The organism is Spirosoma profusum, from assembly GCF_014699005.1.
GTDB classification, from domain to species: Bacteria; Bacteroidota; Bacteroidia; order Cytophagales; family Spirosomataceae; genus Spirosoma; species Spirosoma profusum.
Map to the genome: position 1 here is coordinate 1 of NZ_JACWZY010000019.1, position 21807 is coordinate 21807.

A 21807-nucleotide genomic window follows, 5' to 3' on the forward strand; every position below is an offset into this window, starting at 1 on the left:
TAGCGTTTCCAAGCCAGAGAATAAGGAAATTTTAAGACGCTTCCGCTCCGGCGGCCCGGCTTCGTCAGCATGACAAAAAAAGCATATCCAATATATTTTTAGACTGCCACTTACTGTTCAAAAAATAAGCCTATACGACCTGAACGACCGTATAGGCATGAACTACGAATGTGTTTATCTGTTATTTATTTTTCGACGTCATCGCTGATTTTTTACCCTGTGGAGCCCCATTATAGCTGATTTTGACGAGCATACCGTTCAGGTCGTCCGTTACGTATAACGAGCCATCGGGCCCTTGCGCGAGTCCGCAGGGGCGGTGTTGAACGGGACCAGTCGGTTTTTCCAGATCGATACCAGCAAAATTGTCGGCAAAGATTTCCCAGGGGCCAGATGGTTTTCCGTTTTTAAACGGCACAAATCCAACCATATACCCTTTTTTCATCGGCTGCGATTGTCCGTGAAAAGCAATGAATGCGCCGTTCCGATATTTTTCGGGGAATGCAGTTCCCGTGTAAAACAGCAGCGCGTTCGGACCCATGTGCGCCGGGAAAGCTACGACAGGATTGATCGCTTTTTCGCCACCCGTTTTTTTACCATCGCCACCGTACTCCGGCGCCAGGATTTTCTTTTTCTGAAACGGATCATAATATACGTAAGGCCAGCCAGCATCATCGCCCTTATGCAGTTCATACATCGTTTCGGCGGGCAGAGCCGCACTTTGCTGGGGCGTATAATATTGCGGGTAGAAATCGTCGAATTTCCCCCGACCGTGTTGCAGCACGAATAACGTATTGGTTTTACCATTCCAGTCGAGTCCCACTACGTTCTTCAGCCCTTTCGCGTAATGCACGCCTTCGGTGGCTTTCTGGTTTGCTACGTTCGTTTTAAACATCCAGATACCCGCCGTATCGACCAATGGACAGGGCATCATTCCTTTGCCGGTTCCGGGTTCGCGACAAGGGTCATTATCAGACGCTACGTTGACGTAAAGATTTCCCTGATTATCAATAGCTATCGATTTCGATTTATCACGATCCTTCTCCCGCAAACCCGACACGAGTAGTTCCGGCTTCTCTACGTCGATAACTTCTTGTTTATCATTTAGCTTATAGCGAAAAACGCTGTTGTTAGATGAGGTATACAGGTAATCATTTTTGATGGCGATGCCTGTGCCCGGATAATCGCCAAAGCCAACCCGTTCATCAATCTGGCCGTCGTTGTTCGTATCGCGAAGGCGAAAAATACCTTTGCCATCTTTCAGTTTGTTGAGCTTTACGTAGATGTCGCCGTTCTTCATGATGGCGATGTGGCGGGGTGCTCCTAAATCTTCCGCGACAACGGTTCCTGAAAAACCCGAAGGTAATTTTAAGGCGAGTGGTGGTTTTTCTTGGTTCGCAGAGCGGTTCGTTGATTTGCCGGGGTTTTCGCCCGGACCATGTACAGTTACGAGAACGGCAAGGAGGCTCGTCAGGCCGTAAATAGAGGTTTGCATCATTTGTCAAATGGAGTAACAGGCGGCTACTCCGGTTAGCAGAAGTTTCCTTCAAAAGCGTGGAATACTGTTCAGATACTTAACAGGATTTGTTTGATACCCCAATCAGTAATTTTTACTACCAACTGCCTCTTGTGAACATACCCGACTAAACCCTATTCTATCATGCAACGCGTCAAACGACCGCTGCTACTTCTGTTGGCAGTTGTTGGTCTATTACTATCCTTTCGGCAGGATACGCCACCCACCTCAGCTCCCGACGAACACCGTTTCCGAAAAGTATTTCTGACGGGTAATATGCCCGATTTGATCGAAATGGACGTAGCACCCAACGGCGATATTTATTTCATCACCATGACGGGTGGCGTTTGGGTATACGATGTCCGTAAAAAAGATACGAGAATGCTGTCGAAAATCCCTGTCAGCATGGCTACCGAAGCGCGGATGCAGGGGATTGTACTTGACCCCAAGTTCAGCCAAAACCGTCGACTTTATTTATTTTATGCTCCGCTCAATCAGGGCAAAGTGAATCGTGTCTCGCGTTTTACGTTGCAGGGTGATTCACTGGCGCGGTCGACGGAAAAGGTGGTTATCGAAATAACTGACTCAGGGCATTGCTGCCACGCGGGTGGTGGCATGGCGTTCGACAAACATGGCAATCTGTACATCGCTACGGGCGACAATTCGAACCCATTCGGCACCAATTATTCGCCCAGCGATGAGCGGCCCGGCCGGGAAGAATACGATGCACAACGTTCGTCGGCCAATACGAATGATTTACGTGGTAAAGTGCTACGTATCCATCCCGAAGACGACGGTTCGTACACCATTCCAGCCGGAAATTTATTTGCTAAAATAGATAACGGTAGCGACCGCCGAACTAGGCCAGAGATTTACATCATGGGCTGCCGGAATCCCTACCGCGTTACGGTCGATCGCGATACAGATTTGCTGTACTGGAGCGAAGTTGGTCCAGACGCCAGTGATACTCAGGCCCGTGGGCCACGAGGCTATGACGAGTTCAATCAGGCTGCGAAACCGGGAAATCATGGCTGGCCGCTGGTGATCGGCAACAACGAACCCTACGCCAAAGTCAATTTTGACAACGATTCCATCCGCGAAAAAATCGATCCGGCCAAACCCATCAATTCATCGCCCAACAATACGGGGCTGCGTGAGTTGCCACCTGCCCAGAAACCGATGATCTGGTATCCCTACGACAACTCATCCGAGTTCCCCGAACTCGGTGCCGGAGGACGTACCGCCATCATGGGACCTATCTATTATTACGACGCGCAGAATCCTTCCAAAACCAAGTTCCCAGCCTATTTCGACCGAAAGCTTTTGATAGCGGACTGGATGCGGAACTGGATAAAAGTAGTCTCGCTGGACGATCAGAAGAAACTGAATCGCATCGACCCGTTCATGCCATCTGCTACGTTCCGCAAACCGATGAGTATGAAATTCGGGCCAGATGGTGCCTTATACGTTATCGAGCACGGATCGCTTTGGGGCGGCAATAAAGATTCCCGGCTGGTACGTATTGATTACATCGCGGGGAATCGACCACCGGTTGCCAAAATCACTACGTCCACCGAGGCCGGACCATCGCCTATGCGCGTTTCTCTATCGGCCCGGCAATCGCTTGATTATGACCAGGATGATGCGTTAACGTATCAGTGGTTTGCCGATGGAAAACCATTGGCGCAGAAATCCGTTGATGTTCAACCTGTGCTAACCAAACCCGGAACGCACCGCATCAAATTAGTAGTCCGCGATAAAGCCGGTGCTACGTCAACTGCCGAAAAAACAATTCTGGTCGGTAATACGCCCCCGACGATACGTATCGAGCTACCAGATACGGGGCTTTTACGAACCCCACAAATGACGTATCGGGTTCATGTTTCCGACCCGGAAGACGGACGTATCAACCCAAAGGACGTAGCAGTAAAACTAACGTACCTGCCAACGAATCGGGCGTTGACGCAATCATCCACAGGGGCCGTTGTTTCTGAATATCAGCGTGGATTGACGTGGATTGAAGAAAGCGATTGCAAGGCTTGTCATGCGCTGACGTCGAAATCCGTTGGCCCAAGTTTTCAGGCGATTGCACAACGGTATCAATCTCAGAAGAAAGCGCCGGACCTGATTGCTACGCTCGGTCAGAAAATTATCAGAGGTGGCCACGGTGTCTGGGGTGAAGCCAACATGAGTGCTCACCCACAACTCGCCCCCGACGTCACCGATGAAATGGTACGCTACATCCTGTCGCTGACCGATGATAAACCTGTTGAAAAAACACTTCCGACTGAAGGGCAAATCGACGTAGACCTAAAAAAGCCCGGTACGTACGTTCTCACTGCCAGTTATACTGATCGGGGAAACAAAGCGATAAAACCCCTCTCGCGCCAAGTAGTCAGCGTGCTACGTTCGCCCGTTTTTCAGGGACAGGATTTTGACAAAGGGCTGGAATTGCACCGGGGCGAAATCCTGCAAGGCATCAATAATTTATCGTATGCGATGGCAAAACAGGTTGATATGTCGGGCGTCCGCCAACTTCTTTTTCAATTCATCACTGAAACCCCGGGAACAACCATCCGTATACGAGCCGATAGCCCCACGGGTGATACGTTAGGTGAAGTAGCTGTGCCCGTTGGCAAGTGGAAAAACTGGCAGGAAAGTAGCGTTTCGCTTAAACCGCTCACTGGTCGGCACGATATTTACCTCTGTTTTGAGAATCGGGGTAATATTTTCAACCTGGCCGAAGTGAAATCTGTTACGTTTAAATAAATGAGTTGTTTAAACTATTGAAAACCAAGTCCAGAATGAGCGGTTTGTCATGCTGAGGCACGAAGCATCTTAAATCCTCTGAACAAGTTCGTTTGGAAACATTAAGATGCTTCGTGCCTCAGCATGACGAAATTCGTCGAGAGTTAACACAGAAGTAGAAGGCTTAAGGTTGAGTTTTAGTACCCTTTTTTTGGGCAAGCCACACAGTACGATTGCCGCAGGTTTCGTCATTGATTTTATGGATCACTACGTCGAAACCGTTCGCTTCGAGAAGCGATTGATATTCCGCAGAATCTAAGCTGGCGTGGTATACGGTATGGCCATTCATTTCGCCGTAAGCAATTCCCTGCTCAGTTCCAGAGGTAAAAAGTAAAATTCCTCCATCCGCCGTATGGCTGGCGAATATTGGAAACATGGCCCGTTGTGCATCATGAGGCAGATGAAAGAAACTGTCCCAGGCAACTACGGCACCAAATTTTTGTGGGAGGCTCACTTTTGTCATGTCAGCCACAATCCATTCCATATTAGGAAAGCGTTTTCTGCACATTGCAATCATGTTGAGTGAGTTGTCGACGCCGATAACGTAGCAGCCTTGTTCAATAAGATAGCGGGCGATAGGCTCACCCGTTCCACAGCCTAAATCCAGTACGGAAGTATTTGATTGGCAGTGTTGTAGCAAAATCTCCAGATACGGCTTTTCAAATAGAATCTTTGTGCGGTTCTGATCAAACCAGTCTGCAATCGCTTCGTAGGCTACCCCAATTCCAAAGTCATTCATATTCGCACTTTAAATTTGGTTTATAACGCAGTAAAAAGGCCACCCACTTCCGCAGATGGCCTTTTTATTATCGAATTATTATTCTACACCAAACCTTTTTTCATGCCTTTCACGGCATAATCGGCTGCTCGGGCGGTAAGAGCCATATACGTTAAGGACGGGTTTTGCGTAGAGGTGGAGGTCATACAGGCGCCGTCGGTTACAAACACGTTTTTGCAGTGGTGAACCTGATTCCACTTGTTCAGAATCGACGTTTTGGGGTCTTTTCCCATACGTGCACCGCCCATTTCGTGGATGTCAAGTCCCGGATTACGCTTATCGTCACGAACGCGGATGTTTTTGAAACCGGCTTCGGTAAACATCTCGGTCAGTTGCTCCTGATAATCCTTCACCATCTTGTCGTCGTTGTCGTCGTAAACGATGGAGATTTTCAGTTGCGGAATGCCAAAAGGATCTTTCAGGGACGAATCGAGTGCTACGTAGTTGGTTTCTTTTGGGATAGTTTCGCCCATCATGTGCGAGCCAACATGCCAGCCACCTAATTTTGGGTTCAACAGACTTTCTTTCAACTCAGCCCCTACCCCACTCTGGTCGGAACGAGAGATGCGTCCGGCAGAGAAACCAGCCGCGTAGCCACGCAAAAAGTCGGTTTCCTGTTTCATTACGTTGCGGAAACGGGGAATGTACGGGCTATTCGGTCGTCGACCATCCGTAGTAGAGTCAAGAAAACCGTCAAATTCGCCGGAGATACCTGCCCGGTAATTGTGAAACGCTACGTATTTACCCAACACGCCACTATCGTTGCCTAAGCCATTCGGGAAACGGTGCGACGTTGAATTCAACAATACCAGATTTGAGTTCAGTGCAGCCGCATTCAGGAAAATAATACGGGCGTAAAACTCCTGCATTTGCTTGGTCTGCGTATCAACTACCCGAACGCCCGTAGCCCGACCTACTTTCTCATCATAAATGATGGAATGAACCACCGAATTGGGACGTAGCGTCATTTTTCCGGTTTTGGCCGCCCAGGGAATCGTAGAAGAATTACTGCTGAAATACCCACCAAACGGGCAACCCCGTTCGCAAATAGTCCGGTGCTGGCATTGCGCACGACCCTGCTGAAAATGAATTGGTTGTGGTTGGGTTATGTGCGCAGCCCGACCCATAATTATTGGCCGATCTTTGTACTTAGCCGCCATTTTCTGCTGAAAATGTTTCTCTACACAATTCCACTCGTGCGGGGGCAGAAATTCACCATCGGGCAACGTAGCGATTCCGTCTTTGTTACCGGTGATACCCGCAAACTTCTCAACGTAGCTATACCACGGCGCAATATCAGCATAGCGAATTGGCCAGTCGACTGCATAGCCATCTCGGGCGGGCCCCTCGTAATCGAAATCGCTCCAACGTTGCGTTTGCCGCGCCCACATCAACGATTTGCCGCCCACCTGATAGCCGCGAATCCAGTCGAATGGCTTTTCCTGAACGTAGGGATGCTCGGCGTCTTTCACGAAAAATTGCTCCGTTCCTTCATAGAAAGCGTAGCATTTACTAATAATCGGATTGGCCTCCTTCACTTCCCGGCGGAGTTGATTGCGGTGCTCAAACTCCCACGGCTGTTTATTAGTGGTTGGGTAGTCCGTTACGTGCCGAACATCGCGTCCGCGTTCCAGCACGAGCGTACGTAAACCTTTTTGAGTCAGTTCTTTAGCCGCCCATCCGCCACTAATTCCCGAACCAATGACAATGGCATCGTAGGTATTAAGCGCCTGAGCATCAATATTTAAATAAGACATAGGTATATAGAGTCAATAGTTACGGTCCGCCGTTGCGGTCAGTCAGTAGTCGATAGTCATCAGTGTCTATTGACTAAAATCCTTATTTTCCTTGCAAAATGGCTTTTTTCTGAACGGGGACACAGCCGTTGTAATGGCCGGGAATGAACTGATAATGAGTTAAATTGGTCATAACATATTCAGAGGTCATGTACCCACGTATCGTCAGTCCTTTCACCAATGAATAAAAATCTTTCTGTGCAGCATCCGTCGATTGCGACAGTTGTGTCAGCAAGCCAGTACGTTGTGCTACGTCCCCTTCCCGGAAGGACTTCCCGAACGATTTCTGCGCCCAGTTATCCAACGTATCAAGCCCATTGCGGAACGTATCCTGCGCTTTGGGATCGTAACAATCGGCTACCATTTTCTGGATAAACTGATCTACTTTTAATGCCTTAGCTCCCGGCGTATCAGTAGCCGGAATAATCGTCTCGACCAGGTCGGTCAATTGTTCTGCCTGCCCACGTGTGAGGATTTGTGCATTTAAACGCACCGTATCCGTTGTCCAGCCGTTGGCCCAGGCAGGCAAACTTACCAGTCCACCAACGGTACCAACCATTGCTTTAAGCGCACTCCGTCTTTCCACCGATCTTGCTTTGGTTATGTTTTATCACTCAAATATACTGAAGAAACGAACACGGCTTGTTTAGTATTTTGGCAGAGCTGCCGTGCAGTGTTCTTTTCACATATCATTACGTTGGCATAGTGGCATTTGTAATTTATTACGATTTCGGGATTCAATGCCTTCGCTTAAATCGATAATTTTTCACCTTTTCATGTCCAGGATATGCAGTCAAAATAGTTGCTCTTTGCAGCCAGTATTGTTGCAATAAAATGAACGTTCCGTCAAGGCATGATGTTACCTTAATATGCAGCCATTCAGTATCATTGCCATTGCCAATCAGCGGTTTACTATCAAACTCAAGACTGATTGCATAGCAGTAATGATTCCTCTCCATCATTCAATTTCTGATTATTCTCTTCCTCTGCCAGGCTCGTCGGATGGCTGGTCTGTTTTGTTAAATAGCCATTAAATCCGGAGTGCAGTCGACGGGTTGTGCAACAATCCTTCGGTTAATGTCGTAAGTGTGTATAAATCCATCTATTTGATTACTCGATAAGTTCTATCGAACAACCTGTTATGAATATCATGCGCAAAACTGTAAATCGTTTGCTGTCGGTTCGGTCCAGCCTTTTGTTGGCTTTGGTCGGTGCTACGTTATCGCTCGCTTCCTGTCAGAAACCTACTGACGAGGTTGCCCCTCAAACCACGACGGGTAGTACGTCGACTTCCGCTACAGCTTCGGAGAATCAGACCATTAACGATTGGATTCTGTCCAACATGCAGGAACTGTATTACTGGAATGACAAGATTCCGGCGAATCCTGACAAAACGCAGGCTCCCGATGTGTTTTTTGAGTCGCTTCTCAACAAATACGATGCTACCACCAACCCCAACGGCGACCGGTTTTCATGGATTCAGGAAAGTGCTGACGAACTGGCTGCCAGTCTGAGTGGGCAGACTACTACGACGGGTATGGAATATAACCTGTTCCTGCGGTCTTCAGGAGGTACAGGGGTTATTGCTCAGGTACTGTACGTATTGCCGGGTTCGCCAGCCGAAAAAGCAGGTCTGAAACGGGGGGATATTATCTCAAAAGTGAACGGTCAGCTGTTATCGACGACCAATTACGCCAATCTTCTGTTTTCGGGTAGTACGTATACGTTTGGGCTCGCCAGCCTAAGTGGACAATCGCTGGTTGATTCCGACCAGACCCGGACCGTTACGGCCACTGTTTTTCAGGAAAATCCGGTTTTTCTTGACTCTGTTTATACAGTCGGCAACAAAAAAATAGGCTATCTGGTTTATAACCAGTTTGTTCCGGGAGCCAATGGCAGCAACGCCAGCGAATACGATGCACAGGTAGACGCTATTTTCAGCGATTTCAAAGCCAAGGGCGTAAACGAACTCGTGCTGGATTTACGCTACAACCCAGGTGGTTATACATCGTCGTCTGCTAATCTGGCCAGCCTTATCGGCAAAGGAGTCAGTTCCAGCAAGTTGTATTTCCGGGAAGAATGGAATGCTACGTTGACACCCCAGTTGCAGAAAGAATACGGCAGCAGCTTTTTCGCCCAGAATTTTGTTACGAAAGCGCAGAACATTGGCGCCAATCTTTCGCGGGTGTTTGTGCTGACGACTGACCAAACTGCTTCGGCCAGTGAGCTAATCATCAATGGGTTACGTCCTTACATGACTGTAACGACCATCGGTACCACTACGTATGGCAAAAACGTTGGCTCCATTACCGTCACAGATGAGTCTGGCAAGATCAAGTGGGGTATGCAGCCTATCGTTTTCAAATCGTACAACAGTTTAGGGCAATCGGATTATTCGACGGGCTTCAAACCATCCATAGAAGTTGAAGAGCCGCTTACTCTGCTTCCGCTCGGCGATACGAATGAAGCCATGTTACGTACTGCGTTCAACCAGATTTCGGGTGCTGCTACGTCGGGTCGGCAGGGTGTAACGGCAAATCCGCTTTCGTCAGTGGGATCATCCATCCAGCGTAAAGCAGGTGGTCATGCGATGGTACGTGCGCTTAAAAGCCTGAATCTGTAGGTATTCGGTTTCCGAAAACCGTTCCAACGACTATAGCACGAAGTGGGTCTTTGTGCTATAGTCGTTTCGATTTTTACTCTTGAAAAAGGAATGATAACAACAATTAAGAATTTTTATGAGAGCAACACGTTATTAACTAACAGGCATTTGGCGTAATTTTGCCAAACGGAATTGCCCTCAAAGGCATACGCCGACAGCAACAGAAACCAATAAATTCGTAATTCTTCAGAGGTTTCGTGGAAGCTGATTCTTCCGTCAGGAAGAGCAAAAACATCGTTCTTAACTCAAATTGGTATAACTTTACGTTTCAGTTTTTTTGTACACGCTATCTTTCATGATTCATTTACCATTTCGAATCTTTTCGGCAACTGAATCTGCGCCGAAATCTATACCCACTGAGGCAGCTTTCTCACCCATCGGTCAAACCCCTCAAAATCAACGCCGTAACCAACGTATCAACTGGGCTCTGGGTCTGCTTACTATAGGCTGGGCAGGTTTATTGATTGGCTGTAACGGTACCAGCAGCACCGTATCGACGCTGGGCGACTGGGTAAAACGTTCAGACCTGGAAGGCGTAGCCCGCTATCAGGCCAGCGGCTTTGTTGTGAATAACATTGCCTACATGGGAACGGGGACGAACGTAAGCAACGAACGTCTACAGGATTTCTGGGCATATGACCCAGCACGTAACGCCTGGACGCAAAAAGCTGACTTTGCCGGAGGTGCTCGTTACGCGGCCGTCGGATTTTCGGTAGGTAGCAAAGGCTATATTGGTACTGGCATTGACGTCAACAGCAATCGTCTGAAGGATTTCTGGGAGTATGACCCAGCGACCAATGCCTGGAAAAAAGTGGCTGATTTCACCGGCACGGCTCGTCAGGCCGCTACGTCTTTTACGATTGGCAACAAGGGATACGTTACATGCGGTTTTGATGGTAACTACCTGAAAGATATGTATTCGTACGATCCAGCGACCAATGCCTGGACAAAGGTTGCCAGCTACGGCGGTGCCAAACGTATCGGTGCTGTGTCGTTCGTTATCGACAATAAAGCCTATGTAGGAACGGGCAACAACAACGGTATCCCGCAAAAAGACTGGTACGTTTACGATCCTGCGCAGGACCTGTGGACGCAGAAAGCCGACTTTATTACCGATCAGGCGGCCATTGCACGTAGCTACGCCGTTGCTTTCGCCATTAATGGATTTGGATACATTACGTGTGGCGATACGGGTACGAAAGATGTCTGGCAGTATAATCCTGCCGCTGACACCTGGGCAACGTTGGGCGTATTTGAAGGTAGTTCGCGTTCATACGGGATTGGCTTTGCCATCAATAATAAAGGATACGTAACGACGGGTGGTGCTGGAACACAACGCTACGACGATATCTGGTCGTTTGACCCTACTATTGAGCAGGTTCAAGAATAAGATTAGTATGTCAGCAGCGCCAAACGAAAATCGGCCCTGGTCGCGCATAAAGCTTATCCGGGCAGGATTATTGACGCTGCTGACTATTCTGGCTATTCTGACTGCCTTTTTTCTGTACCAGCGCCAGCCACAGTACGAAGTTCGGGTCATACAAATGCCTGAAGGCTGGGGGTACGACATCCTGAACCGTGGCACATTGATTATTCACCAGCCAACAGTTCCCGGTCAGTCGGGAAAAGACGGCTTTGCCAGTGAGGAACAGGCTCGTCGGGTTGGAGAACGGGTGGTCGAGAAAATACAACAGACGCAGGCAATGCCTACGTTAACGAATGATGAACTACGCCAGTTAGGCGTACAGATTCCCTGAAATATTTACTTATGCGTACTTGCTGGTACGCCGGTTTGCTTTGGTTAACCGGTTTATTATTATCTGCCTGCCAATCGGGTACGCTCGACGTAGGGCAGTCGGTCATCAATCCTCAGGAGCTGTTGATTCAATCCGTTGATTCCGTGACGGTTCAATCCGCTACGGTTATGCGATCGGACTCGTTTGCGACTTACAGTGACGTTGATCTGGTGGTCGGAAGCTGGTCTGATCCTCAAACGGGTAAAGTAACGGCGCGTACCTACACGTCGCTTGATTTTAGCGGCAATCCACTGGCTGAACAAACTACGTTCCAGTTCGATTCATTGGTACTTGAGTTGGGTTATTCGTTCGCCTATGGTGATACGACGTCTGCATTTACACTAGGTGTTCATCGTCTGAACAGAGCGCTTCCGAACCAGTTTTACTACAATACCAGTTCGGTTCCTTACGAAGCCACTCCTTTTTTACAAAAAACGGTCATTCCCCAGCCTGGCAGCCGTACCAGGCAAGTTCGAATACGGTTTCCTGATGCATTTGGAAAAACCATGTATGACAAGCTGGTTAAAAATGAAATTGATGGGAATACGTTAAACAACTTCCTGACGGGTTTTGCTTTTACGGGAAGTTCGTCAACCAATGCCTTTGTTGGCTTTACGGCAGCCGCTACGTCCAGTGGATTACGGTTATATTACCACAGTACGGCAGGTACGGATGTTGGTACTACGTTGACCTCAGTCCAGTTTCCGATTGCGAATATTCACTTTACGCAGTTACAGCGAGACCTTAAGGGAAGCGCACTGAGCGGTCTGCAAAAGAAATCGGATATTATACCTAGCCAGCAAACCGGTAACACTACGTTTATTGTGCCGGCAGCTGGTTTACAGACACGTATCGAATTGCCTTATCTGAGCGAATTTGCCCGCCCAGAAGACTACGCCGATTTAAACAGCGCGATACTGGTGCTTGGCCCGATTCGGCGTGATTTCCGGGATAACTACCCACTACCGGCGCAACTGGAGCTAAATTTCACCAATAATCAGAATGAAATTTTGGGTGCGACAATCGTGCCGGGAGGCCCAACAGGATTAAGTTCGGCTATTGGCGGTTACACTTATGATGCCAATGCGCTTACGCTCACCGATTACTATACGTTTGACTTAACGTATTACATTGGTCAGATAATCAAGCGCAAAATTTCCAATCGGCCCATGGTGCTCAGTATCCCGCTCAACCCTACTGGAAATGGAGCCCCGCCATCGCTACGTTCGCTGGTTCAACGGGTGGCCATTGGCGACCGTTTCAAGGCAAACGACCGGCTTCAACTGAAGCTTTTCATTACGTCTGGAATCTAGATTTCATAAGAAATAGATAACGTAGCAGGCCAGATATAATGTCTGGCCTGCTACGTTATAAGCCGGTTACTACGTATGTTTTGCCTTTTTGCGTAGGAAACGACGTAACAAAACCAAAATCAGTTGGCTTCGATTGAGCTGTTACGTCCTTAATACGAATCGGCCGGCTGGTTCGGATACTGCACGAATTGCCGTTGAGCGATTTAACTGTTGCAGTTGTTAGATGCTTGTTTTTCCAGTGCATCGTTACGTCAAAACCGCCCCTCGCCTTTATTCCCGAGACAGCACCGTCTTTCCAGGCATCAGGCAGTGCGGCCAGGAGATGAATGTCGTTTAAATGGCTTTGAATCAGCATCTCAGCCATACCAGCCGTTCCCCCAAAATTCCCATCAATCTGAAACGGTGGGTGCGCGTCGAAGAAGTTTGGATACGTACCACCTCCTTCCCGATTACCATAATTTGTTGCCGTCTGACTAGTATACGTCAATAACTGACGGAGTAATAGATAGGCATGATTACCATCCAGCAGCCTTGCCCAGAAGTTGATTTTCCAGGCGCGGCTCCAGCCCGTTCCGGCATCACCCCGAATTTCGAGCGTTTTTTTTGCCGCTGCCGCAAAGTCAGGGGTAGTAATGGGCGCAATCTGCCGTCCGGGGTGCAGGCCAAACAGGTGCGATACGTGCCGGTGTTGCGGGTCCACATCTTCCCAATCCTTGTTCCACTCCTGCAAGTTGCCTTTATGTCCGATATGCAATGGGTACAATTTTTTCCGCTTTTCCACGAGCAGTTTCCGAAAATCAGGTTCGAAATTCAGTGCCGTGGAGGCATCAATAAGGTTCGTGAACAAATCCCAGATAATCGACATATCCATTGTAGTAGCCACCGAAATAGGCGATGGTTTACCTTTCGCATCAATAAAATCGTTTTCGGGCGATACCGACGGTGAGACAATCAGATAGCCTTCCTTATCCTCGATGAGCCAGTCAAGGTAAAATTCTGCTGCACCTTTCATGAGCGGATACGCGGTTTCTTTCAGGAATTTCTGGTCACCGGTGAAGCGATAGTGTTCCCACAAATGCTGGCATAACCAGCCCGCACCCTGATTCCAGTTGGCCCATTTCGGGTCGCCCTGCCCCTTGTCGCCCACGGGGTTCGAGATGGCCCAGATATCGGTGTTGTGGTGCGCTACCCAACCACGCATGTTGTAAAATTGGTTGGCGGTCATCTTGCCCGTTTTGGCCAGCGATTCCAGAAAACTCAGCAGCGGCCAGTGCATTTCCGACAGATTCGTGACTTCCACCGGCCAATAGTTCATCTGGGTATTGATGTTGATGGTATAGTTGGAACTCCACGGCGCCCGCAATTCCTTGTTCCAGATACCCTGAAGATTGGCTGGCACACCCGGCACCCGCGAACTGGAAATCAGCAGGTAACGACCATATTGCCCATAAAGTGTTTCCAGGCCGGGGTCGTAAGCTCCTTTTGTGTATCCCAGCAATCGCTCGTCGGATGGAAGCTTTGCGTTTGGATTTGCCTTCGTCGTATCGGTTATCTGCAACGTAAACCGATTAAAATATGACTGGTAATCAGCCAGATGGCGTTTTAACAGCATTTGATAATCCGTATTCGTGGCTTTACGGATAATTTCCTCCGCTAGCTTGTTTTCATCTTTTCCGTATTTATCCGGGCATTTGTCATATCCGTTGAAACTCGTAGTAGCCGTGATCAATAAAAGTACTTCGGTAGCATTGCGAACGTGAATCCCCGACGTATCACGTTGCAACGTACCGCCTTTGTTCAGGGCCTTCATACGTACCTGAAAGCGCATCCCTTTGCAACCTGTTACGTCCTCATAAACAACGTGTTCGCGATCTTTCGGGTTGTAATAGTTAGGATCAACCTGCGCCGGGGCCTTGCCCTTCATAACCCATTCACTACTACCCGACGCTACGTTCTGGAAGCGTAGTTGGCTTTTGGTTGTTACGTCGAAAGTGAGTTGTCCGGGTTTGCTGGCTGTCAACCGAATGACCAGGAGCTGGTCGGGTGCCGACGTAAAGATTTCGCGGGTAAATTCCGTACCGTTGGCGGTGAATTTTGTGGTGGCTACTGCCCGTTGAATATCGAGGTCACGGTAATACGTAGTGGGCTTTGCTCCTGCTACGTTCTGCCTGATAATCAGGTCGCCCAGCGGCAGGTACGATTGTGTGTAAAGCCCCTGCATATGTTTCACCAGTGCCACCGCCTGGCTGTATTCTTCCCGCTCCAGTGCCTGACGAGCCTGCGGCAGATACGTCGGCGATTCGGGATTGACGTTCCCGCTAACCGGCCCACCCGACCAGAGCGTAGACTCATTCAACTGAATCAACTCTTCATCGACCCGACCAAACACCATCGCCCCAATACGTCCGTTCCCAACGGGCAGCGCTTCGGTCCAGATGGCAGCGGGTTTTTTATACCATAATTTCAAATTCGACTGGGCAAAGCTCAGGGTTGAGCAAATAAGTAAAGTTGCGAACAGGCAGAGTTGTTTCATAAATGATACGTACCGACGTAGTATTTCAAGTTAAATCTATTTAGTGATACGTTCTTTGTAAAAGGAATTTGTTGCCATTTTATCATCGCTCAGTTGGCCAAATTGGGCAAAATGACCAGCAAACAAACACGTTTTGCTACGTTGGTGCCCTATTCTCCGGCACATTTACCGCTTTCACCGCTGAACCCGAAGCCTTTGCAACGTAACGGTACGTTCTGGCGTAAGGACAGGAAAAGCGCCACCGGGACTTTTGACACCAATATGAAACTGAATCATTTACTCTTCTTCGGAGCACTGCTCTGGGTCGGTGTGTCATGCCAACCCAAAAATCCTGACCCGGTCGGGACGGGCGGCACGAATGCTGACTGGACTGCCGAATCGCACGGAGGAGATGCTGAGCCAAATTATGCCGTCGCCTTTTCGCAAACTGAGGTTAAAACCTTGGAAATCAGCATGACGACAACCCAGTGGCAGTCTATCCAGACCGACATGGCGTCTAAGTCATGGGGTAGCTTTGGGACAGGCAGCACCGGAAACCCGGGAGGTGGTAACCCGGGCATTGGTCCAGGCGGAGGGAATCCGGTCGGAGGTGGCGGTGGAATTTTTGGTCAAGACCCCGCCTACGTAGCATTGCCCGTACGTATCAACGGCAAACTGTGGGAGAATGTCGGTTTCCGGCTTAAGGGTAATTCGAGTTTATCATCCGCCTGGCGATCTGGCACGTACAAGTTACCATTCCGGCTGAAAATGGACGAGTTTGAGGATACCTACCCCGATATTACCGACCAGCGTTATTATGGTTTTAAAGAACTAAGTATGTCGCCGGGATACAGTGACAATTCGTTACTACGGGAGAAAATTGTGGCCGATATTTTCCGGCAGGCGGGCGTACCAGCGGCTCAAACGGCTTTCTATCGGGTGTATATCGACTTTGGCGCAGGCAAAAAATACTGTGGTGTTTACACGATGGTAGAGGTCATCGACGATACGATGGTGAAAACGCAGTTCGGCGAGAAAAAAGGAAACATTTATAAACCTGAATCGACGCTGCAAACGTTTAACGTAGCGCAGTTCGAGAAGAAAAACAACGAAACAAAAGCCGATTATTCTGACGTACAGGCGTTTATCAATGCACTGAACGCTACCAATCGCACCTCCAATGCAGCCGCCTGGCGAAGTGCACTGGAACAGACCTTCAACGTAGATCAATATTTGAAATACCTGGCCGTCAACAATACAATTGTCAACTGGGATGCCTATGGGGCGATGGCGCACAATTATTACCTCTATAACTCTCCCACCGGTAAACTGACCTGGATTCCATGGGACCACAACATGTCGATGACCAACACGGCTGGTGGCGGGGGCAATATGGGTGGAAATGGTGGTGGCAACCGGGCTGTATCGCTGGAAATGACCGAAGTCGGTTCGGGATGGCCGCTGATTCGGTACGTAACACAGGACCCCGTTTATTACGCGAAGTATAAACAGTACGTTGAAAAATTCACGGAAATGGTATTCACGACGACCAATATGAATGCCCTCATCGACCGAAACTATAACTTGATTGCGCCTTACGTAACGGGATCAGAATCAGAACAGAAACCCTATTCGTATCTTAGTAGCGCTACCGATTTCACCAACGCACAAGTTGCACTGAAAAGTCACGTAGTATCTCGTAATCAGGCCGTTACTGCTTTCCTCAAATAACCGTATGATTTTTCTGCAAATTCCCGCTACGCCCGAAACGATTCTACACTTCGGAGGGCTCGATACGTTCTCTACCGATTTTCTGGTACGTATCGCTCTGGATGTACTGGCGGTCGGGCTACTGATTCGATTGGTTTATTATCGTATCTATCGCCGATCTGACCTGTTCCTGACCTTTTTTGGGTTCAACTTCGTCATTTTCCTCATTACGTACCTGCTCAATCAGGTGCAGATGTCGATAGGAGCTGCGTTTGGACTGTTCGCTGTTTTTTCGATGCTACGTTACCGCACGCAGGGCATCTCGGCCAAAGACATGACGTACCTGTTCATGGTGATTTCCATCGGGTTGATTTCGGCGATCAGTCAGGGAGGCTGGTTCGCGCTGGTGTGCATCAACGGGCTGATTCTCATCAGTGTACAACTGCTGGAGGGTAATTACTTCTTTAAGCGTGAACTGAGTAAAGCCATTAACTACGACCGTATTGACCACATCCGTCCCGAAAAACTGCCGATACTACTGGCCGAATTACAGCTACGTACCGGTTTGCCCGTTCACCGGGTCGATATGCAAAGTATCGATTTCGTGAAAGGATCAGTGCAACTCGTCATGTATTACTACGCAAATCAGACCATTCATGCCCCTTCTTCTTCCCCAAAATCAAAAATTCAGCAAACGATTACGGCTGAATAAATGGCTATTAACCAGCATTCTGACGGGCTCACTGCCTTTTTACGGCTGGTCGCAAACCGGCACGGTTGGCCTCTGGACAGGTGTGAGCGCTGAACTGAAACTGTCGAAAGCGTTTTCGATTCAGGGAACCAGTCAGTTACGATTCACTGACAATCTGAACGTAACGGGGGCTTATCTGGGCGAATTGGGGATTTCGTACAATCTCACCAAACACTGGCAGTTAAGCGGCTACTACCGTTACGTTGGCCGCCGGAAATTCGATAAAGACATCGACGAGTATTACTACCGTCCCTATCACCGGTTTTACGGCGAGTTGTCGTTCGATCATAAGCTCGGTAAACGTATCAAACTTGATTACCGGCTTCGGTATCAGAACCAATTTAAAGACGACGCCGAGGGACTTGTGGCCGACAAAAGCTATCTCCGCAATAAGTTGGAGTTGTCGTTGAATACTACGTCGCGCTTTAGCCCGTTTGTCTCTGCTGATTTGTTTTACCGACTTGGTGACGAAGATAGTAAGGGGCTTTTCGATCAGGTTCGCGTGAAAGCCGGCCTTTCTACTGACCTAAGCCCGAACGGTGCCCGATTTCGTCACAGTATCGACCTGAGTGTTTTTAACGATGTACCTTTAAACGGCAACGAAGCGAGCGAAATTATTATCGGTGCTACATATAAATTAAAAATTGGGCTAAAAAAGAAGTGAGCGACGCAACGTAGCAACACCGATCTACGTAGTACGTAAATAGCGATGTGAGTAAGTAAATATCCCTGACAACTTATTACGTCGGGCAACCCGAATCAGAACATAATACTGAAGTTGGGCAATCAGGCGAAAAAAGAAAAGAACCCGAGATACATTCCGCAGTTTTAGAAGTTGGTTATCGATTAAGAATCTGTAAATTGCTTATTCACTGTAACTTAGAGATCATCTAAGTATACGGTAGTCCAGTTAGTGCATAGTCGTAGTGTGATTTTGAGTGGAGTTTTTAGAACGGCTTTTTTATGCGCATATCTACCTTTCGGTATATATTCTGGCTATTGGCAGTGGCGCAACCACTGGCCGTACTGGCAACCCATCAGGTTGGCGGGCAGTTGGAAATGCGCGCCGTTGGCGACGTACCTGGGCACTTTCATATTACTGTTACTAACTACCTGGAAGATGGAACCCGGGGAGCCGCCAGCCAGGGCACCAGTGGAACCGTCGGTATTTACCGAGTACGTGATAACACATTGATGTACAGCTTCACGGTACGTCAGACAGGTGGCCGGGAGAAAGTTATTTACGCAAACGAGTTCTGTGCCGCCCAGCGAAATCTCAACTTCATTGTACTCACGTACGAAGCCGATATTCAACTGTCGCCCAATACCTACAACGACGAGCAGGGCTACTACATGTCGTATCAGACACGCAACCGAAATGTAAGTATCAATAATGTTAGCACGCCCGACCAGACCGGCTTCACGTTTTACCTCGAATTTCCATCATTGCTAAAAAACGGGCTGTATTTTCAAAATTCATCCCCTCATTTTAGCCCTATCAATGGCGAATACATTTGTTTGGGCGCTCCCTTCACGTTCCCATTCGGAGGAACTGATCCCGACGGCGACCAACTCCGGTATTCGATGGCCACACCCCTCAATCAGAAAGGAGGCAATAATGTCAACGGAGGTGGTGGTGGTAATCAGAATAGTCTATCGCCCGCTCCCTATCCAGAATTAAACTGGCTACCGGGTTTCAGTGCCACCAACGCTATTCCTGGCAGCCCTACATTACAGGTCGATGAACAAACAGGTCAGTTGACTGTAACGGCTACAGCGTTAGGGCTTTACGTATTCACCGTACGAGTGGAAGAAATTCGGAACGGCGTGAAAATTGGGGAAGTCCGCCGGGATTTTCAGTTTCTGGTTATTGACTGTCCCCCTCAAACGGTGCCTGATCCAGTTGCCAAATTCCAGGCTTCACCTGATCAGCAGGCAAAAACTATGTGCCTGGGCGATTCGACTTTACTTCAGGCGACAGTCAATGCAGACTGGAACTATCAGTGGCGTCGGGATGGTATAAACCTTTCTGGCGCAACCAGTTCCTCACTAACCGTACGGGAACCTGGCGAATATATGGTTGTCGTTTCTCAGAAAGCAGCCTGTAGTAAAGTCGGAAATTCCGAGAATTTGCGGGTTATTGTCATTGGTGCAGCAGCGAAGCTGTTTGAAGCCGGCCATTTATGCGCTACGACGGGTTCTGTACAATTCACCGTTAAGGGCGATGACGATGTAACGTATCAATGGTATCGGAACAATCAGGCGATGGCTGGTGAAACTGCGGATTCGCTACGTACCGAACAACCAGGACGGTACTACGTGAGGCTAACGTATAATACGTTGGGATGTAAAGTCAATACGGATACAGCCAACATCCAACGCTCGGCAGCAGTACAGGCGCTCATCAAATCGTCGACAGGCCAAAATCGGATTTGTCCGCAAGACTCTCTTCAGTTGCAGGGCAGCGGTGGTAGTAGCTATAGTTGGGAGATAGATGGCACGACAGTAGGCGGCAGTGAGCAATACGTAACCAGCAAGCCCGGAACATTTGTGCTGACTGCTACTGATTTTTTTGGCTGCAAGGGAACATCGCCACCGGTCGCCATCATCCAGCTTGCCCCTATTGTGGTTACGCTGGACTCTATTCCAGACGTTTGCGGACCAAATAATCCAGTTTATACGTTGGTAGGCAGTCCATCAGAGGGCATATTTGTCGGACCGGGCGTGATGGGCGATCAATTTAACCCGAAGGATGCTGGCGTGGGCAATCATCAGATAACGTACACAGTAAAGGTGGCCCCTGAATGTCAGGGTACAGTTGCGATCCGAACGGCAATAGTGGCTCCTATTCCAACCATTGAACTGCGGGATTCGCTGACAACGTACACCGGCAATACGTTCTCTCTGAATCCGGTTTATACCGGAGAACCAACCCAGTTTCAGTGGGAGTCTGCTACGTTTCTCGACAATCCAAACGCTGCGAATCCCACGATTACCAACATCGAAAAAGATATTACCTACACTATTAATGTGAAAAACAAGTCGGGCTGTCCCGTTAAAGACACCATTTACATTAAGGTGCTTGCCCGGGTATGGGTGCCCGATGCCTTCTCGCCCAATGGCGATGGTATGAACGATACGTGGGAATTACCCGGTATCGAAGCATTTCCGGACGCCATTGTAACCGTTTTCAATCGATGGGGAGAAATTGTTTATTCCTCCGAAAAGGGTTATAAAAATCCTTTCGATGGTACGTTGAACGGTACGTCCCTGCCAGCGGGTTTATATGCCTACGCGGTACGTACCGTCCCTGAAAAACCTATTTTACGAGGAAGTCTGATGCTGGTCAGATAGTGCGGTAAATGTATGAAGTATGATGTGTGATACTTGTTGAGCAATACATCACACATCATACTTCATACATTTAATTATCCTTGTTTTACGACCTGGATGTTCAATGCTAGTTTCACGTCATCGCTGACCACAACGCCACCGGCTTCGGTAACGCCATCCCACGTCAGGCCAAATTCTTTCCGTTTGATCGTGCCCGAAATTTCAAAACCGGCTTTGGTTTGTCCGTAAAAATCCTGCATCTGTCCGCCGTGCTCAACGTTTAACGTAACGGATTTGGTTGTGCCCCGGATGGTCAGATCACCAATGAGCGAATACGTATCATCACCGGTTTTGGTCATGCTTGTCGATACGAAAGTCAGTTTTGGGTGCGAAGCTGCATCAAAGAAATCAGCCGATTTCAGGTGACCGTCACGTTGTTCCTGGCCTGTGGTGATACTGTCTATATCGGCAGAAAATGAAACAGAAGCCCCGTCGAAATCGTCGTCATCATGCGAAACAATTTGTCCTTCATATTTCCCGAAAGAACCCGTTACGGTCGAGATAACGAGGTGTTTCACTTTGAATTGAACTTCAGAATGTAAAGGGTCAATAACCCAGGTTGTGTCTACGGCTGTTTGCGTTGCCATGGTTATATAGTTTTAATTTTATGTTTCAACATTTGATGTATATACATTTAATTACAGAAAATTGTTCGCTTAGCTGATATATTTTTTCAGATTTTTGTCAGGAGTCCTGCTATACAGGAAGTTACATACCGAACCTGTTTAGACATTCCGAGAAAATGTTGCCAATGAGTGTTTTGTCATACTGATGA

Annotated in this window: 15 protein-coding genes; 9 read left to right on the top strand and 6 right to left on the bottom strand. The window is 48.4% G+C overall.

All coding sequences use genetic code 11. The features are described 5' to 3' along the window. Nucleotides 1-181 precede the first annotated feature (181 nt). On the bottom strand, nt 182-1492 hold the full coding sequence (locus IC229_RS20465; RefSeq protein ID WP_190889001.1) for a PQQ-dependent sugar dehydrogenase: 1311 nt from the start codon (nt 1490-1492) through the stop codon (nt 182-184). Between the two features lie 165 nt (nt 1493-1657). Here IC229_RS20465 and IC229_RS20470 point away from each other — a divergent pair, with 165 nt between their 5' ends. Further along, complete coding sequence (locus IC229_RS20470; RefSeq protein WP_190888881.1) at nt 1658-4282, top strand: PQQ-dependent sugar dehydrogenase; 2625 nt, start codon at nt 1658-1660, stop codon at nt 4280-4282. A 163-nt stretch (nt 4283-4445) separates the two neighbouring features. On the opposite strand, the gene IC229_RS20475 is transcribed toward IC229_RS20470, so the two are convergent. From IC229_RS20475 to IC229_RS20485, 3 genes are all read right to left on the bottom strand, one after another. Then, entirely contained in the window at nt 4446-5060 is a 615-nt protein-coding gene (locus IC229_RS20475) for a class I SAM-dependent methyltransferase (protein WP_190888882.1), read from the bottom strand. Nucleotides 5061-5143: 83 nt separating this feature from the next. Beyond that, nucleotides 5144-6856, bottom strand: a complete 1713-nt coding sequence (locus IC229_RS20480) for a GMC oxidoreductase (RefSeq protein WP_190888883.1) — start codon at nt 6854-6856, stop codon at nt 5144-5146. An 82-nt stretch (nt 6857-6938) separates the two neighbouring features. After that, complete coding sequence (locus tag IC229_RS20485) at nt 6939-7454, bottom strand: gluconate 2-dehydrogenase subunit 3 family protein (protein WP_190889002.1); 516 nt, start codon at nt 7452-7454, stop codon at nt 6939-6941. A 591-nt stretch (nt 7455-8045) separates the two neighbouring features. On the opposite strand from IC229_RS20485, the gene IC229_RS20490 reads away from it, so the two are divergent. From IC229_RS20490 to IC229_RS20505, 4 genes are all read left to right on the top strand, one after another. After that, a complete protein-coding gene (locus IC229_RS20490) occupies nt 8046-9518 on the top strand; it encodes a S41 family peptidase (RefSeq protein WP_190888884.1) in 1473 nt (490 codons plus the stop codon). 334 nt (nt 9519-9852) lie between these two features. Further along, nucleotides 9853-10947: a Kelch repeat-containing protein gene (locus tag IC229_RS20495; protein WP_190888885.1), complete on the top strand. Its 1095-nt coding sequence runs from the start codon at nt 9853-9855 to the stop codon at nt 10945-10947. A gap of 7 nt (nt 10948-10954) precedes the next feature. Next, complete coding sequence (locus IC229_RS20500; RefSeq protein WP_190888886.1) at nt 10955-11314, top strand: DUF4907 domain-containing protein; 360 nt, start codon at nt 10955-10957, stop codon at nt 11312-11314. A gap of 11 nt (nt 11315-11325) precedes the next feature. Then, nucleotides 11326-12666 carry a DUF4270 family protein gene (locus IC229_RS20505; protein ID WP_190888887.1) on the top strand — a complete coding sequence of 447 codons (1341 nt, stop codon included), beginning with the start codon at nt 11326-11328 and terminating at the stop codon, nt 12664-12666. A 55-nt stretch (nt 12667-12721) separates the two neighbouring features. Here the strand turns inward: IC229_RS20505 and IC229_RS20510 are convergent, their stop codons facing one another. Then, entirely contained in the window at nt 12722-15199 is a 2478-nt protein-coding gene (locus IC229_RS20510; protein ID WP_190888888.1) for a glycoside hydrolase family 95 protein, read from the bottom strand. 111 nt (nt 15200-15310) lie between these two features. Here IC229_RS20510 and IC229_RS20515 point away from each other — a divergent pair, with 111 nt between their 5' ends. The 4 genes from IC229_RS20515 to IC229_RS20530 all read left to right on the top strand — a co-directional run bounded on the left by IC229_RS20515 (nt 15311) and on the right by IC229_RS20530 (nt 20993). Beyond that, nucleotides 15311-16909, top strand: a complete 1599-nt coding sequence (locus tag IC229_RS20515) for a CotH kinase family protein (protein WP_223834101.1) — start codon at nt 15311-15313, stop codon at nt 16907-16909. 4 nt (nt 16910-16913) lie between these two features. Continuing rightward, nucleotides 16914-17600 carry a DUF4956 domain-containing protein gene (locus IC229_RS20520; RefSeq protein WP_190888889.1) on the top strand — a complete coding sequence of 229 codons (687 nt, stop codon included), beginning with the start codon at nt 16914-16916 and terminating at the stop codon, nt 17598-17600. Beyond that, nucleotides 17545-18303 (top strand): DUF2490 domain-containing protein, encoded by a 759-nt coding sequence (locus IC229_RS20525; RefSeq protein WP_190888890.1) that lies wholly within the window; start codon nt 17545-17547, stop codon nt 18301-18303. Before IC229_RS20520 ends, IC229_RS20525 begins: the two co-directional genes overlap by 56 nt. Before the next feature lie 299 nt (nt 18304-18602). Beyond that, nucleotides 18603-20993, top strand: a complete 2391-nt coding sequence (locus IC229_RS20530; protein ID WP_190888891.1) for a gliding motility-associated C-terminal domain-containing protein — start codon at nt 18603-18605, stop codon at nt 20991-20993. Between the two features lie 74 nt (nt 20994-21067). Here IC229_RS20530 and IC229_RS20535 read toward each other — a convergent pair whose 3' ends face one another. Next, complete coding sequence (locus IC229_RS20535) at nt 21068-21619, bottom strand: YceI family protein (RefSeq protein WP_190888892.1); 552 nt, start codon at nt 21617-21619, stop codon at nt 21068-21070. Nucleotides 21620-21807: the final 188 nt, after the last annotated feature.